Source organism: Achromobacter sp. ISS7 (genome assembly GCF_056523125.1).
This window is the reverse complement of the sequence record NZ_JAWRZD010000001.1, coordinates 5,257,365-5,270,022: the sequence shown is the minus strand read 5'-3', so window position 1 is coordinate 5,270,022 and position 12,658 is coordinate 5,257,365. Positions and strand designations below refer to the sequence as shown.

Below are 12,658 nucleotides of genomic sequence, written 5' to 3'. Positions count from 1 at the left end.
CGCCTTTGTCCTCTCAAAAGCCGCGTGCAGCTCCAAATACCATATCTCTATGGAATTCTAAGTACCCCGCGGTCCGAGCCGAGAACGCGCCCACATTCTGTCGTTCCGGCAGCCCCCAGGCTCTCAAAGTCACCAACGCTGCCGATCTCACTAGCAACTCACCATTACCCAGAAAGGAAATCCAGCCTTGATCAAATAGCCGGTCTACATGCGGAGCTAGCATCAAACCGTTATGGCCATCTAGGCGCTCGGCATTGGAGCTATTTCTCCACGGTTTGATATGACTGGCGACCAAAAACCCCGGATCCGACACTCCAGTCAGTCGGCATTTGGGCTCGAGTTTCAACACCTCTCGCCGGTAGGCTCCCTGTCCGACACGAGCTTGGTAAAGACGAGCTTTTTCAGTCGCGGGGATGGGTTGCGCCTCCAACTCGGCATCTGCTGCCACCCCAAAAATTAACGCCTCGTTCGTCTCAACATTGCTTAGTAGCCAGCGTCCAAACTCACTACTTATCGCCGAGAGATAAGCCAATTGAGCGTTGCCATTAGGCAGCAAGGGAGCATTTCTAGGTGCCAAAAACGCTCGAATTGTCTCCATGTAGTCTTGCAACGAGAAGGGCATAGGCAACCGCTCCCATCGAACTCCAACTTCCCAACCTTCCTTGTCCCATCCCATTTCCGAGTACCCGGGCTTAGGTGGAGAGTCAATGGCGGCAGATAGGGCGATGCCGATCGCCTGAACATGCTGCTTGGCATAAGAGATGATCACATCACCCGGCCTAACCTTCGCGACATTCAGCCAAGGGATTCGTTGAACCTGGCCCGGACGAACTTGCGGACACCAAATGTATCCGCCCTCGAGTTCTTTCTTGTAAGACTTGCTGTGATTCACCCACCAGAAGTTCATCCGTCGCTCCTTGTTATCTTTTGTAATAGTAGCGATATCCATGGATCAACTTGAAATCACATGCAAATGTCTGGAGGAGATAGAAGCTCTCCACTCCTCCGCCCGTTTATGATGGCGTCGTAGCGAGTCCGCCCAAATGCGTTACTCTCCCCACCCCAATCATTCCCCCGCAAGGAGCCCAACATGGCACAAGCCTCCGCCCGCCACATCCTGGTTTCGACCGAAGCCAAGGCCAACGAACTGAAGACCGCCATCGAAAACGGCGCCGACTTCGCCCAGCTGGCCAAGGAAAACTCGAGCTGCCCGTCCAGCCGCGACGGCGGCAACCTGGGCACGTTCGGCCCGGGCCAGATGGTCAAGGAATTCGACACCGTGGTGTTCAGCGCCCCCGTCGGCGAAGTCCAGGGCCCGGTGAAGACCCAGTTCGGTTATCACCTGGTCGAAGTGACCAGCCGCAAGGACTGAGTCCTCGCCTCAGCAGGTCAAGAGACCGTCGCCGGCGCAACGCCGGCGGCGGTTTTTTTTGGAAGCCGTAAAACGGCCTGCGCCACGGGCGGGAGCCCGCCCCCCTACAGCAGATACAACCGAAACGGATACGCATAGTAGATCTGCTCGGTGCGATTCACCTTGCCCTCGAACTCCTGGTAGATGCGCTTGCGGGCGCGGTACAGCGCGTCCATCGGCGCCTCGCCCTGGCGGGTGCCGCCAAAGAAATAGCGCAGCATCAGGGTCGAGGAATGGCCGGCCTCGTTGCTGATGATGGGAGCCAGATAGTGATGCGCGCCGCAACGGCGCGCGGCGTCGACGAAGGCCTTGCTCATGCCGAGCTGGCTGGCGTCGAAATAGACCAGGTCGAAGGCGGCGCCCTGCAGGTCCTTGGGATACATGTCGTCCTCGCCCAGGCCGATGGCGTCGTTCTCGTCTTTTTCCGGGCGGCCCCAGGTGGGGCTGACGACGCCTTCGCCGCTGATCAGCAGGAAATCGTAGCGGCTGCGCGCGAACATGTCGGGCGTGGCGGTGGCGGTGAGCTGGAAGGTCGAGCCGGGATAGAGCCGGCGAACGTCGCCGGTGCCGTCGTCGGGGTCGGTCTCCGGGTCCCTCAGGATCAGGCCGCGGGCCTGCGGACCGATCGAAGCGGCGCGGGACTGCGCACCCGCATCCGTGGTCGCGGCGGGCGGCTGAGGGGAATCGGACCCGGCATTGCCGGCGGGCGTCCCGGCCGCGGCGGCGAAGCGGAACGCGACCGGCTTCTGCACGAACAACGGCTTGCCGTCGACCGGCAACAAGTCCAGCGCAAAGTGCATGGAAGTCGGCTGGATCTCGAAGATGACGCACGGCGCCTTGCGCAGCGAGGGCAGCAGCGGCCCCAACAGTTCATGCGACAGGATCGCCATGCGGGCGTCAAACCGGCCGTCGAGCCGCCGGTTCTCTTCCAGCATGTCGTAGACGCGGCGGAATTCCTTGGACAGGACGCCAGCCGATCGTTCGGGAATGACGGTCTGCGTGGCCGCCTCGTAGTCCGACTGCAACGTCAGGCGGTCGTCCTGCTGTTGCAGCATGATACGCATGCAACGGGCCGGAGAGACGGCGGCGACGGCGACATCCGGGGTTCCCGCGGCCACCGCGGCGGCGGCGCCCGGCAGCGCCAGGGCGCAGGTCAGCAACAAGACGCCCGCGGCACGTGAGCGCAGCGGGCGTCGAGGCGGGCGGCCGACGCGAGAGACGGCGTAGGGAGTCATCGATGCGGCATTGGGGAACAAGACACGCCAATGCTACGCAGGATCCGTGTGAAGGTCTGTGAAGTTTGCACCTGACTTTGTCCGCGCCGCGGGCGGGCGCGTGGCGGGGTGGGCGGTCAGGCCCTGCCCGTCATCACCATGTGCGCCAGCGCGTCGGCGTCCAGGCCCGCCACTTCGCGCTCGACCACCTTGACGCCGCTCTTGAGAATCGCGACGCGGTCGGCCAGCGCGACCACGTCGGCCATGTTGTGGCTGATCAGGATGACGGTGCGTCCTTCCTCGCGCAGCTTGCGCACCAGGTTCAGCACCAGCGCGGTTTCCTTGACGCCCAGCGCGGCGGTGGGTTCATCCATGATGACGACGCGCGCATCCCAGCGCAGGGCCCGCGCGATGGCGACGGCCTGGCGCTGGCCGCCCGACATGCGTTCGACCGGGCGGTCCATGTCGTCGATCGGCACCGACAGGCGCTGCAGGTAGCCGCGCGCTTCCTGCGCCATGCGGCGCTTGTCGAGCACGCGCAGCGGGCCGATGCGGCGCACCAGCTCGGCGCCCATGAAGACGTTTTCCCAGATCGACAGGCGCGGCGCCAGCGCCAGGTCCTGGTAGATGGTGGCGATGCCCTGCGCCAGCGCGTCATGCGGCGAACCGAACACCACTGGCTTGCCGTCCAGGCTCAACTCGCCGCCCGTGGGCGCCTGCGCGCCGGAGATGATGCGGATCAGCGTGGATTTGCCGGCGCCGTTGTCACCGCAGATGGCCATCACGCGGCCCGCCGGCACCTCCAGGTCGACGCCCTTCAGGGCCTCGACGGCGCCGTAGGACTTGCGGACTTGGCGAAGCGATAGCGCGGCGGGCGGGGCGGCGGTCATGGTGGCGGAAGCGGCGACGGACATGAAGGGTGCGGTGGCGGATGGCGCGCCCTGGCGCCTATTTGGCGGGCGTCAGGAATTGCTGCACGTTGCTGGCGTCGACCAGCACCGAGTCCATGAACAGGTAGGGGCCGGATGCGATCTTGTCCTTGGGCTCCTTCTTGACGACGATGCGGTCGATGGCGTCGACGGCCGTCACGCCCAGTTGCTCGAACGGGATCATCATGGTGGCGGTGATGAGACTGTCGGGATCGGCGATGCGGCGATAGGTTTCCGGGCCGCCGTCGACCGACACCAGGGTGATGTCGCCCTTCTTCATGCCCTGCGCCTGCAGCAGGTCGTCAATCACATAGGCCTGGCCGTCGAAGGAGGCCCAGACGCCCTTGAATAGCCCCTGGTTGCGCAGGAACAGCGCCTGCATGCCGTTGCGCACGTCGTCGCGCCAGCTTTGCGTGCGTGCCATGCTGAACTTGGCCAGGTCCTTGACGGCGGTGTTCTCCGACAGCACCGCGTCGAGCATCTTGCCGCGGATGCGGGTGCCGGAATTGCCGTCGAAACGCGCCGACAGGATGTTGCCCTGGTAGCCCATCTTGCCCAGCAGGTACAGCACCGATTGCGCGCCGGTGGCGTATTCATTGACCTCGACGTCGAACAGCATGTGCGGGCTGGCGCCGGACATGACGCCGACGACGGCGATGCCCTTTTCCTTGGCGGCCTGCAGCTGGGCATCGGTCTCGACCGGCTTGCCCATGGCGATGACGATAGCGTCGACTTTCTTGTTGACCAGCGTGTCGAGCTGCTCGGCCAGCTTGGGCAGCGAGCCCTCGGCGTTCAGCTGGGTCACGGTCCAGCCCTTGGCGCGGGCGGCCTGCGCGGCCGCGTTGGCGGCGCGGGCATGGGTTTCCGAGGACATCTGGAAGGCCACCACGCCGACGTCGAACGCATGCGCGGCGCTGGCGGCCAGCGCCTGCGCGGCGAATGCGCCCAGCAGCAGCGTGCGCTTGAAGAATCGGTTCATGATGTTTCCCCTTCCTATCCGAATTTGAAGGCCGCTTTCTTGAGCACGGCCGATGACACCGCGACGGACGCGACGATGATGAAGCCCAGGACGATGTCCTGCACGTAATAGGCCGCCCCCATCAGCACCAGGCCGTTGCCCAGGACCTTGAGGATCAGCGCGGCCACCAGCGTGCCGGGAATGTTGGCATGGCCGGGATTGAACATGGTCATGCCCAGCAGCACGGCGGCGATGGCGTACAGGAAATAGTCGCCGGCCATGTTGGGCGCGGCGGACGACAGGCTCGAGGTCAGCAGTACCGCGGCCAGGCCGGCGCACAGGCCGGACAGCGCCAGGCCGATACTCTTCATGGCGCGGATGTTGATGCCCGCCAGGCGGGCGGACTCGCCGGCCTCGCCGGTGGCGGTCATGCGGGCGCCGGTGCGGGTCCACTTGACCAGGAAAAAGGCGAACAGCACGGCGCCCACCATCCACAGCACCAGCGCGGGTATGCCGAAAGGCTTGCCGCGCGCCAGGTCGGTGAAGGCGGCGGGCCAGCGGCCCACGTACGAGACGCCATCCGTCAGCATGAAGGCGAAGCCGCGCGCCATCGCGGCCATGCCGAGCGTGGCGATCAGGGAGGGGACCCGCAGCCGGGTGACGGCAAAACCATTGAACAGGCCGCAGAACAGGCCCACGCCAAGGCCGGCGGCGATCGCCAGCAGCACGGGCTGGCCGGTATGCACCAGCGCGCCCGTGACCACGGCGGCCAGGCTGGCCACGTCGGCCACGGACAGGTCCAGTTCCGCGGTCACCAGCGCCAGCGTGAAGCCGATGGCGATGATGGCTAGGAAGCTGGTTTCCTTGGCGATGTTCAGAAGATTGCCGGGCGCGGCGAAATTCGGGGCGGCTATCGCGAAAAAGCCCACCAGGACCAATCCCGCAATTGCCGTGCCGTACTTTTCCAGGATGCCGCGCATCGCCTCGCCCTTGCTGCATGTGATTGATGGCGGACGCGCCCTGCTGCGCCGCGCCAGCCGGCCGGATCGTCGTCCGGGCCTGTGGCGTCGTAGTGTATACCCGGCGCAAACGGACCGGCGCACGCGCGCGCCGGATCGCGCCTAAGGGTTTTACCCCAGCCGGATGCCCGCCAGCGCGTGCGATACCGGCGCCAGCGCGGCCTCGGCGGCGCGGAACTGGGCGTACAGCTGCCGATAGGCGGCGACCCGCTCGGGGCACGGCTCGTAGCGCCGGGCAACGCGCGCCAGCGCGTCCTGCGCCGCCGCGAAACCGGCAAAGCGTCCCGCCGCGGTCCAGGCCGCGGCCGCCGCGCCCAGGATGCCGGGCTGGTCGGCCTGGCCGACGATGACGGCGCGCTCGCAGATGTCGGCCTTGGCCTGGCACCAGTGCGGATTGGACGCGGCGCCGCCGCCGAAACGGATTTCGGCCACGGGCCGCGCCAGCGCCGCCTCGGCGCGCTCCAGCACGATGCGGTTCAGGAACGCCACGCCTTCCAGCACGGCCCAGGCCAGGTCGCCGGGGCCATGGCGCCGGTTCAGGCCGATGAAAGCGCCGCGCAAGTGCGGATCCCAGTACGGCACGCGTTCGCCCTGCAGGTACGGCAGGAACAGGGCCGGCTGCGGCTCGCGCGGCGCTTCTAGCAAGGCGTCCATCGCCACGCCGACCCCGGCCATGCCCTCGGCGCCCAGCCGACCCAGCAGCGGCAGCAGCCAGGCAACGGTGTCGGCGCCATTCTGGCCCGGTCCGCCAACCTGGTGATGGCCGCCGCCCCAATCCACGGTCATCAGGCCCTCGGCGTGCACCGGCTCGGCGCCCACCGCGCCGAACACTTCGGTGGTGCCCGAGATGTTGTAGGCGTACCCCGGGCGCAACGCGCCCAGGCCGGCGACGGCGGCCCAGGTATCGTTGGCGCAGGCAATCACGGGGCGGCCGGCCAGGCGGGCCAATGCGCCCGGCAGGCCGGGCAGCACCGGTCCGACGGTGTCCAGGGGATCGAGCAGGTCAGGCACCCAGGCGGGGCTGGCGCCGATGGCGGTCAGCAGGTCGCCGGGCGCCGACCCCGACACATCCGCCACGGGCGCCGCCGCGGCCGCCAGACGTGCCAGCGACACGGTATCGCTGGCAACCCGGCCGGTCAGGCGCAGGTTGAGGTAATCCTTGGGATCCAGCACCGCCTGCACGCGAGCCGCGTGCGCCGGTTCGGTGCGCAACAACCAGGCGATGCGGGCCCAGGGATGGAAGGCGTTGATCTGTCCGCTTTCCGGATGACCGGCCGGCAGGGACGACAACCACGCAGGCAAATCCGCCGCCGTCCGTGCATCGCGCCAGGTGATGGCCGGGCGGATGGCCGCGCCCTGCGCGTCCACGAACACCTGCGTGCGCGTGACGCCGCAGATGGCCACGGCCTCGACCGCATCGAAAGCCGCCGCGCCGGCCTGCGCCGCCAGGGTGTCCGCCAGCGCCTGCAGGCCGCGCCACCAGGCATCGGCGTCGATCTCGTCCCAGCCGGGCCGGGCGGCGATACCCGCCGGGCTGTCGATGGAGCAGGAATGGGCGATGCCGCCCTGCCCGTCGACCAGCGCCGCGCGAAAACGCGTGCCGCCCAGGTCCATCGCGAGGACGTAGTTCACAGGAGCATTCATGACATCTATCGAAAGGGGCAAGGGGACGGGCACGCCGGAACCGGCATATTACGAAAACGCCCCTTCCGGCGCATCCAGGGCCGGCTGTCCCCACGCTGCGCCGCAGCACCGGATTCCCTATCAATTGATAATTTATGTTCAGGTGACAGCGGCCGGCGGCGTGCGACAGAATGGCCTGCGCCCGGCGGGAGACAGCCGGGCCTTCACATCCAAGAGGTCCAGGCCCATGAAGCCATCCAGGAACAAGGTCATCATCACCTGCGCCATCACCGGCTCGGTCCATACGCCGTCGATGTCGCCGCACCTGCCCGTCACGCCCGACGAGATCGCCCGCTCCGCCATCGAGGCGGCCGAAGCCGGCGCGGCCATCGTTCACTTGCATGCGCGCCAGCCGGACACGGGCCAGCCGACACAGGATCCGGCGCTGTATGCGCAGTTCCTGCCGCGCATCAAGACCGCGTCCGATGTGGTGATCAACATCACCACGGGCGGCTCGCCGGTGCTGCCGCTGGCCGACCGCATGGCGCCGGCGCTGTGCTACAAGCCGGAAGTCGCGTCGCTGAACATGGGTTCGATGAACTTCGGCATGTACGAACTGCTGGAGCGCTTCAAGACGTTCTCGCACACCTGGGAACGCCCCTACCTGGAAGGCAGCAACGACCTGATCTTCAAGAACACGTTCAAGGACATCGAGCACATCCTGACGGCCTGCGGCGACAACGGCACGCGCTTCGAGATCGAGTGCTACGACATCGGCCATCTCTACACCGCGGCCCACTTCGTCGACCGCAAGCTGCTCAAGCCGCCTTTCCTGATCCAGTCCGTGTTCGGCATCCGCGGCGGCATCGGCACGCACCCCGAGGACGTGATGATGATGAAGCGCACCGCCGACCGCCTGTTCGGCGCCGACTACACCTGGTCGGTACTGGCGGCCGGACGCAAACAGACGCCGCTGGCGACGATGGCGGCCACGATGGGCGGCAATGTGCGCGTGGGGCTGGAGGATTCGTTGTGGGACGGGCCGGGTGAATTGGCGCGCTCGAACGCCGACCAGGTGCGGCGTATCCGCCGCATCCTGGAAGACCTGTCGCTGCAGATCGCCACGCCCGACGAGGCGCGCGCGACCCTGCAACTGAAGGGCGGCCACGACGTCGCGTTCTGAGCGGCGGCGGGGCCATCCATGACAACAAGATCCGCGGGATCGAGGAGACAACCATGAAAAAGACATTGTGCGCGGCCGCGCTGGCCGCCTTGCTGGGCGGGATGGGCGTGGCCCAGGCCGATGACGGCGTGATCCGGATCGGCTTCATCACCGACATGTCGGGCCTGTCGGCGGACGCCGACGGCCCCGGCGGCGCCGAGGCCATCAAGATGGCGGTGGCCGACCTGGGCGGCGTGGTGGCGGGCAAGAAGGTCGAGGTGCTGGTGGCCGACCACCAGAACCGCGCCGACATCGCCTCGTCAAGGGCGCGCGAGTGGCTCGACCAGAAAGGCGTGAACATGCTGATCGCCGGCGCCAACTCGGCGGCGGCGCTGGCCATGGCCAAGGTGGCCGAAGAGAAGAAGACGCCGTTCTTCGTGGTGAGCGCGGGCGCCTCGGAGCTGACCAACTCGCAATGCACGCCCTATACCGTCCACTACGTCTACGACACGGTCTCGCTGGCGCGCGGCACGGCGCGGGCGATGCTCAAGGAAGGCAACAAGGACTGGTTCTTCCTGACGGTGGATCACGCCTTCGGACAGGCGCTCGAACGGGACGCGTCGACAGTCGTGCAAGCCGAAGGCGGGACGGTCAAGGGACGCGTGCGCCACCCGCTGAACACGGCCGACTTCTCGTCCTTCATCCTGCAGGCGCAAGCCTCGGGCGCGTCGGTGCTGGGGCTGGCCAATTCCGCCAGCGACACCAGCAATGCCGTCAAGGCGGCGGCCGAGTTCGGGCTGACGCCGAAGATGAAGATCGCCGGCCTGCTGGTGCTGATCACCGACATCCACGCGCTTGGCCTGCCGGCGGCGCAGGGCATGTACCTGACCACGGCCTGGTACTGGGACCAGGACGACGCATCGCGCCAATGGGCGGCGCGCTTCGAGGAAAGGATGAAGAAGAAGCCGTCGATGCTGCAGGCCGGCGACTACTCGGCCACCACCACCTACCTGAAGGCCGTGGCCGCCACCGGCAGCACCGACGGCGACACGGTGATGAAGTGGCTCAAGGCCAATCCGGTGAACGACTTCTTCGTGAAGGACGGCAAGATCCGCGCCGACGGCCTGATGGTGCACGACATGTTCCTGATGCAGGTGAAGACGCCGGCGGAATCGAAAGGCCCGTGGGACTACTACAAGCTCGTGGCGCGCGCGCCGGGCGACCAGATCTATACCGCGCCGGCCGAATCGACCTGCCGCCTGATGAAGCCCTGATCCTGCCCGGATCGCCATGAGCAAGGAACCCCCATGACTGTGAAGAACCCCATCCCGGCGGACATCGGCGCCCTGCCCGTGGACCTGTCCGGCAAGCGCGTCATCGTCACCGCGGGCGCGGCCGGTATCGGCGCGGCCATCGCCGGCGCATTCGCGGCGCGGGGCGCGCGGGTCCACGTGTGCGACGTGGACGAACGCGCGCTGGCGGCCTGCCCGCATCCCTCGTCGCGCGCCGACGTGAGCCGGCGCGACGAGATCGATCGCTACATGGGCGAGGCGCTGTCGCACCTGGGCGGACTCGACGTCCTGGTGAACAATGCCGGCATCGCCGGCCCCACCGCCGGCATCGGCGACATTGCCCCGCAGGACCTGGACGCAACGCTGCACATCAATCTGGCCGCGCAGTTCCACACCGTGCGGCACGCGCTGCCGGCCCTGCGCGAAGCGGGCGGCGGCAGCATCATCAACATCAGCTCGGTGGCCGGCCGCATGGGCGTGCCGATGCGCACACCCTATGCCGCCACCAAGTGGGGCGTGGTCGGCCTGACCCGTTCGCTGGCGGTCGAGCTGGGCGGCTACGGCATCCGCGTCAACGCGCTGCTGCCCGGCCTGGTGGCCGGCCCGCGCATCGACCGGGTCATCGAGGCCCGCGCCCGCAACATGGGCGTGACGGTGGCCGAGGAGACCCGGCTGGAACTGGCCGGTGTCAGCCTGGGGCAATTCGTGCGCGCGGCCGACATCGCCAACATGGCGCTGTTCCTGGCCAGCCCGTTCGGGGCGATGGTCAGCGGCCAGGCGATCAGCATCGACGGCGACCTGCAATCGCTGCCTTGGCAACCGCCGGCGGACTGATCCCCTACGCCAGCAGCTGGATCGTCCGCGCATACACGCCCTGCCGCCGCTGCCCGGCCGCCGCATGCAATGCCTGGAGCAGGTGCTCGGCCGACTCCCGGCTGGCGGCCTCGTTGCGCGCGATCAGCACGAAATCGAACCATTGGCGCGAGGCCAACGGCAGCGCCACCAGGTCGGGATAGGCCGCCGTGATGTCGGAGGCCGACAACGCGTTGACCATGCTGACGCCGCGCACCGCGCACACGGTGCCCGCCAGCAGCGACATATGCGCCCGCATGCCCGAACGCAGCTGCATCGACTCGGCGATGTCGCCCTGCGGCATGACATAATCGGACCACAGGGGCTGTACGTAGCTGTCGGGGCGGATGTCGCCCACCGCCACGACCTCGCCGCGCGCCAGCGCGTGCTCGCGATGCACGATCGCCATGACCTCGGTGCGCAGGAACGGCCGGAACATCAGCCGGGAATTTTCCTGCGACACCGCCCCCAGCCCGAAATCCGCGCGCATGGTATCGACGGCGCTGATCGCCTGCACCGATGATTCCAGGTCGATCGAGAACGGCCGCGTACCGTGGGCGTCGAGATAGCGGCGCACTGCATCCGGCGCATACGACAATGCCAGCGCGGGCGAGCTGGCGATACGCAGGCCACGGCCGCCGAACTGCTCGATGCTGTGCAGCGCCTCGTCGATGCGGACCAATTCGTCCAGCACGAACTTGGCCTCGCCGTACAGATACTGCCCCGCCTCGGTCGGCCGCAACGTCTTGTGGGACCGGTCGAACAACTGCACGCCGGTCGCGTGTTCGAGCCGCGAGATGGCGTGACTGACGGCCGGCTGGGTCAGGTGCATGGCCTGCGCGGCCTGCCGGGTGGACCCGGTCATGACCACGGTATAGAAGATCCGCAGGTCGTGGATGTTGAAGTTGCGCTTCATGCGGTATCGGGGCTCCCCTGTTGGCGCGGAGGCTCGCTCCGCCCGATGCCTGATTCTAGGTCGAGTCGCTGCCGAAAGGCTGGCGGGCCGGATGGGTAACCCGTCCGGCATCCGCACCCCCTACACCTGGTCTTCGGCGTAGATGCCCGCCGAAATGGTGGCGCTGCCCACGATCAGCTCGCCGTACAGCACCGGCACGGGATTGCCCTGGGCGGTGGTGTTGATGGGGCCGTTGAAGTTGTAGGAAGCGCCGTTGTTCGGCCCGTCCTTGACGCTCAGGGCCCGTTGCTGCGGTGTCAGCAGCTGCACGACGCCGCCCAGCGTCATGGCCACGCCCATCGTCATCAGCGAGGTGCTGGCGCCCGCCCACAACATGACGTTGATGCCAGGGATGAACGACGCGACGATCATCGCCACGCCGACCACCACCTGCATCAGGCCGCCGCGCTTGGCGCCGGTGGGCATGGGCGCGATACGGATATCTTCATGGCCCGCCGGCCGCGACAGTTCGCTTTCGTCCAGGTTGCGCCGGCCGATGAAGCAGGCATAGCGCACGCCCCTGGATTCGCTGTCGAGCAGGCGGGTTTCAAAGCCGGGCAGCAATACGCACAGCGCGCGTATCGCCTCGGCGGTGCTGGAGACGGCCAGCCGGTGCAACCGGCCGAACTCGGCGCCCAGCCGGCCGTAGAGGCGGATGGTGGTCAGGGGTTGGGTCATGCCTGGGCCTCTCTGGCGTCAGTCGGCTTCGGGTAGCGCTGCTTGACGCTACGGCATTGCGCCACCCAGCTCGTCACCTCGTCGGGCAGCGCCTGGCCCGAGGCCTGCAGGTGCGCGGCGAACTTCATGATCGCGTCGAGCTGGTCGCCGATGGCGGGATAGGCGCGGGCGCGCAGCGGCGCGTAAGGTTCATAGTGGCGGATTTTCAACGGTGAACTCCTTGTTGAGATAGGGCCAGGCTTCGATGGTGACGTGATAAGTTCCCGGCTGATCGAATGCAAGCTCGGCGGTGGTTTCGTTGCAGGAATACGCACGTTCACCGATCTTGATGGAGCAAGGGATCGGAAGCGCCGAAAGGGAATGCCGCGTCAGGATGGCAGGTGATTCCGGCCGGGGGACGAGAGCGTTTTCCCGCACATACTGAGACTCCGGGTTTCCCTCCCCGTCGACAAAGGGATGGCCGGTGACTTGCGCCGTGGCGTCCACGCTCTCGCGCGGCCCGCGCATGACACCGATGATCCGGCCCGTCGGATCGTAGAACGATGCGGTATGCATATTCATGCTT

The 12,658-nt window shown here is 67.1% G+C and carries 14 protein-coding genes; 4 read left to right on the top strand and 10 right to left on the bottom strand.

Features of this window, described 5'->3' with window-relative positions:
• Positions 1 to 13: 13 nt before the first annotated feature.
• On the bottom strand, positions 14 to 949 hold the full coding sequence (locus AC1HFW_RS23980; RefSeq protein ID WP_241074944.1) for an HNH endonuclease: 936 nt from the start codon (positions 947 to 949) through the stop codon (positions 14 to 16).
• A 141-nt stretch (positions 950 to 1,090) separates the two neighbouring features.
• Here AC1HFW_RS23980 and AC1HFW_RS23975 point away from each other — a divergent pair, with 141 nt between their 5' ends.
• Complete coding sequence (locus AC1HFW_RS23975; RefSeq protein ID WP_006385706.1) at positions 1,091 to 1,372, top strand: peptidylprolyl isomerase; 282 nt, start codon at positions 1,091 to 1,093, stop codon at positions 1,370 to 1,372.
• Positions 1,373 to 1,476: 104 nt separating this feature from the next.
• Here the strand turns inward: AC1HFW_RS23975 and AC1HFW_RS23970 are convergent, their stop codons facing one another.
• The 5 genes from AC1HFW_RS23970 to AC1HFW_RS23950 form a co-directional block, all read right to left on the bottom strand.
• The gene (locus tag AC1HFW_RS23970) at positions 1,477 to 2,571 is read right to left on the bottom strand and encodes a hypothetical protein (protein WP_479285378.1); all 1,095 of its coding nucleotides are present in this window, start codon (positions 2,569 to 2,571) and stop codon (positions 1,477 to 1,479) included.
• Between the two features lie 191 nt (positions 2,572 to 2,762).
• Positions 2,763 to 3,539, bottom strand: coding sequence for an ATP-binding cassette domain-containing protein (locus AC1HFW_RS23965; protein ID WP_479285377.1), 777 nt, complete (start codon positions 3,537 to 3,539; stop codon positions 2,763 to 2,765).
• Positions 3,540 to 3,573: 34 nt separating this feature from the next.
• A complete protein-coding gene (locus AC1HFW_RS23960) occupies positions 3,574 to 4,533 on the bottom strand; it encodes a sugar ABC transporter substrate-binding protein (RefSeq protein ID WP_479285376.1) in 960 nt (319 codons plus the stop codon).
• Between the two features lie 14 nt (positions 4,534 to 4,547).
• On the bottom strand, positions 4,548 to 5,492 hold the full coding sequence (locus AC1HFW_RS23955) for an ABC transporter permease (RefSeq protein ID WP_054429155.1): 945 nt from the start codon (positions 5,490 to 5,492) through the stop codon (positions 4,548 to 4,550).
• A gap of 150 nt (positions 5,493 to 5,642) precedes the next feature.
• Positions 5,643 to 7,175 carry a xylulokinase gene (locus AC1HFW_RS23950; RefSeq protein WP_479285375.1) on the bottom strand — a complete coding sequence of 511 codons (1,533 nt, stop codon included), beginning with the start codon at positions 7,173 to 7,175 and terminating at the stop codon, positions 5,643 to 5,645.
• 226 nt (positions 7,176 to 7,401) lie between these two features.
• On the opposite strand from AC1HFW_RS23950, the gene kce reads away from it, so the two are divergent.
• The 3 genes from kce to AC1HFW_RS23935 are packed head-to-tail and all read left to right on the top strand — an operon-like array spanning position 7,402 to position 10,442.
• On the top strand, positions 7,402 to 8,337 hold the full coding sequence (gene kce, locus AC1HFW_RS23945; protein ID WP_479285374.1) for a 3,5-dioxohexanoate:acetyl-CoA acetone transferase: 936 nt from the start codon (positions 7,402 to 7,404) through the stop codon (positions 8,335 to 8,337).
• 53 nt (positions 8,338 to 8,390) lie between these two features.
• Entirely contained in the window at positions 8,391 to 9,590 is a 1,200-nt protein-coding gene (locus AC1HFW_RS23940) for an ABC transporter substrate-binding protein (RefSeq protein WP_061073166.1), read from the top strand.
• A 33-nt stretch (positions 9,591 to 9,623) separates the two neighbouring features.
• The gene (locus tag AC1HFW_RS23935; RefSeq protein WP_241069102.1) at positions 9,624 to 10,442 is read left to right on the top strand and encodes an SDR family oxidoreductase; all 819 of its coding nucleotides are present in this window, start codon (positions 9,624 to 9,626) and stop codon (positions 10,440 to 10,442) included.
• A gap of 4 nt (positions 10,443 to 10,446) precedes the next feature.
• Here the strand turns inward: AC1HFW_RS23935 and AC1HFW_RS23930 are convergent, their stop codons facing one another.
• From AC1HFW_RS23930 to AC1HFW_RS23915, 4 genes are all read right to left on the bottom strand, one after another.
• Positions 10,447 to 11,376, bottom strand: a complete 930-nt coding sequence (locus AC1HFW_RS23930; protein WP_479285373.1) for a LysR family transcriptional regulator — start codon at positions 11,374 to 11,376, stop codon at positions 10,447 to 10,449.
• Between the two features lie 120 nt (positions 11,377 to 11,496).
• Positions 11,497 to 12,093, bottom strand: a complete 597-nt coding sequence (locus AC1HFW_RS23925) for a tail assembly protein (RefSeq protein WP_061073164.1) — start codon at positions 12,091 to 12,093, stop codon at positions 11,497 to 11,499.
• Entirely contained in the window at positions 12,090 to 12,302 is a 213-nt protein-coding gene (locus AC1HFW_RS23920; RefSeq protein WP_006391587.1) for a hypothetical protein, read from the bottom strand. Before AC1HFW_RS23920 ends, AC1HFW_RS23925 begins: the two co-directional genes overlap by 4 nt.
• A complete protein-coding gene (locus AC1HFW_RS23915) occupies positions 12,283 to 12,654 on the bottom strand; it encodes a hypothetical protein (RefSeq protein ID WP_479285372.1) in 372 nt (123 codons plus the stop codon). Before AC1HFW_RS23915 ends, AC1HFW_RS23920 begins: the two co-directional genes overlap by 20 nt.
• Positions 12,655 to 12,658: the final 4 nt, after the last annotated feature.

Excerpts from the sequence above, each read along its gene's own strand:
- AC1HFW_RS23980 (WP_241074944.1), bottom strand. The coding sequence starts at position 949 with ATGGATATCGCTACTATTACAAAAGATAACAAGGAGCGACGGATGAAC.
- AC1HFW_RS23975 (WP_006385706.1), top strand. The coding sequence starts at position 1,091 with ATGGCACAAGCCTCCGCCCGCCACATCCTGGTTTCGACCGAAGCCAAG.
- AC1HFW_RS23965 (WP_479285377.1), bottom strand. The coding sequence starts at position 3,539 with ATGTCCGTCGCCGCTTCCGCCACCATGACCGCCGCCCCGCCCGCCGCG.
- AC1HFW_RS23960 (WP_479285376.1), bottom strand. The coding sequence starts at position 4,533 with ATGAACCGATTCTTCAAGCGCACGCTGCTGCTGGGCGCATTCGCCGCG.
- AC1HFW_RS23955 (WP_054429155.1), bottom strand. The coding sequence starts at position 5,492 with ATGCGCGGCATCCTGGAAAAGTACGGCACGGCAATTGCGGGATTGGTC.
- AC1HFW_RS23950 (WP_479285375.1), bottom strand. The coding sequence starts at position 7,175 with ATGAATGCTCCTGTGAACTACGTCCTCGCGATGGACCTGGGCGGCACG.
- kce (WP_479285374.1), top strand. The coding sequence starts at position 7,402 with ATGAAGCCATCCAGGAACAAGGTCATCATCACCTGCGCCATCACCGGC.
- AC1HFW_RS23940 (WP_061073166.1), top strand. The coding sequence starts at position 8,391 with ATGAAAAAGACATTGTGCGCGGCCGCGCTGGCCGCCTTGCTGGGCGGG.
- AC1HFW_RS23935 (WP_241069102.1), top strand. The coding sequence starts at position 9,624 with ATGACTGTGAAGAACCCCATCCCGGCGGACATCGGCGCCCTGCCCGTG.
- AC1HFW_RS23930 (WP_479285373.1), bottom strand. The coding sequence starts at position 11,376 with ATGAAGCGCAACTTCAACATCCACGACCTGCGGATCTTCTATACCGTG.
- AC1HFW_RS23925 (WP_061073164.1), bottom strand. The coding sequence starts at position 12,093 with ATGACCCAACCCCTGACCACCATCCGCCTCTACGGCCGGCTGGGCGCC.
- AC1HFW_RS23915 (WP_479285372.1), bottom strand. The coding sequence starts at position 12,654 with ATGAATATGCATACCGCATCGTTCTACGATCCGACGGGCCGGATCATC.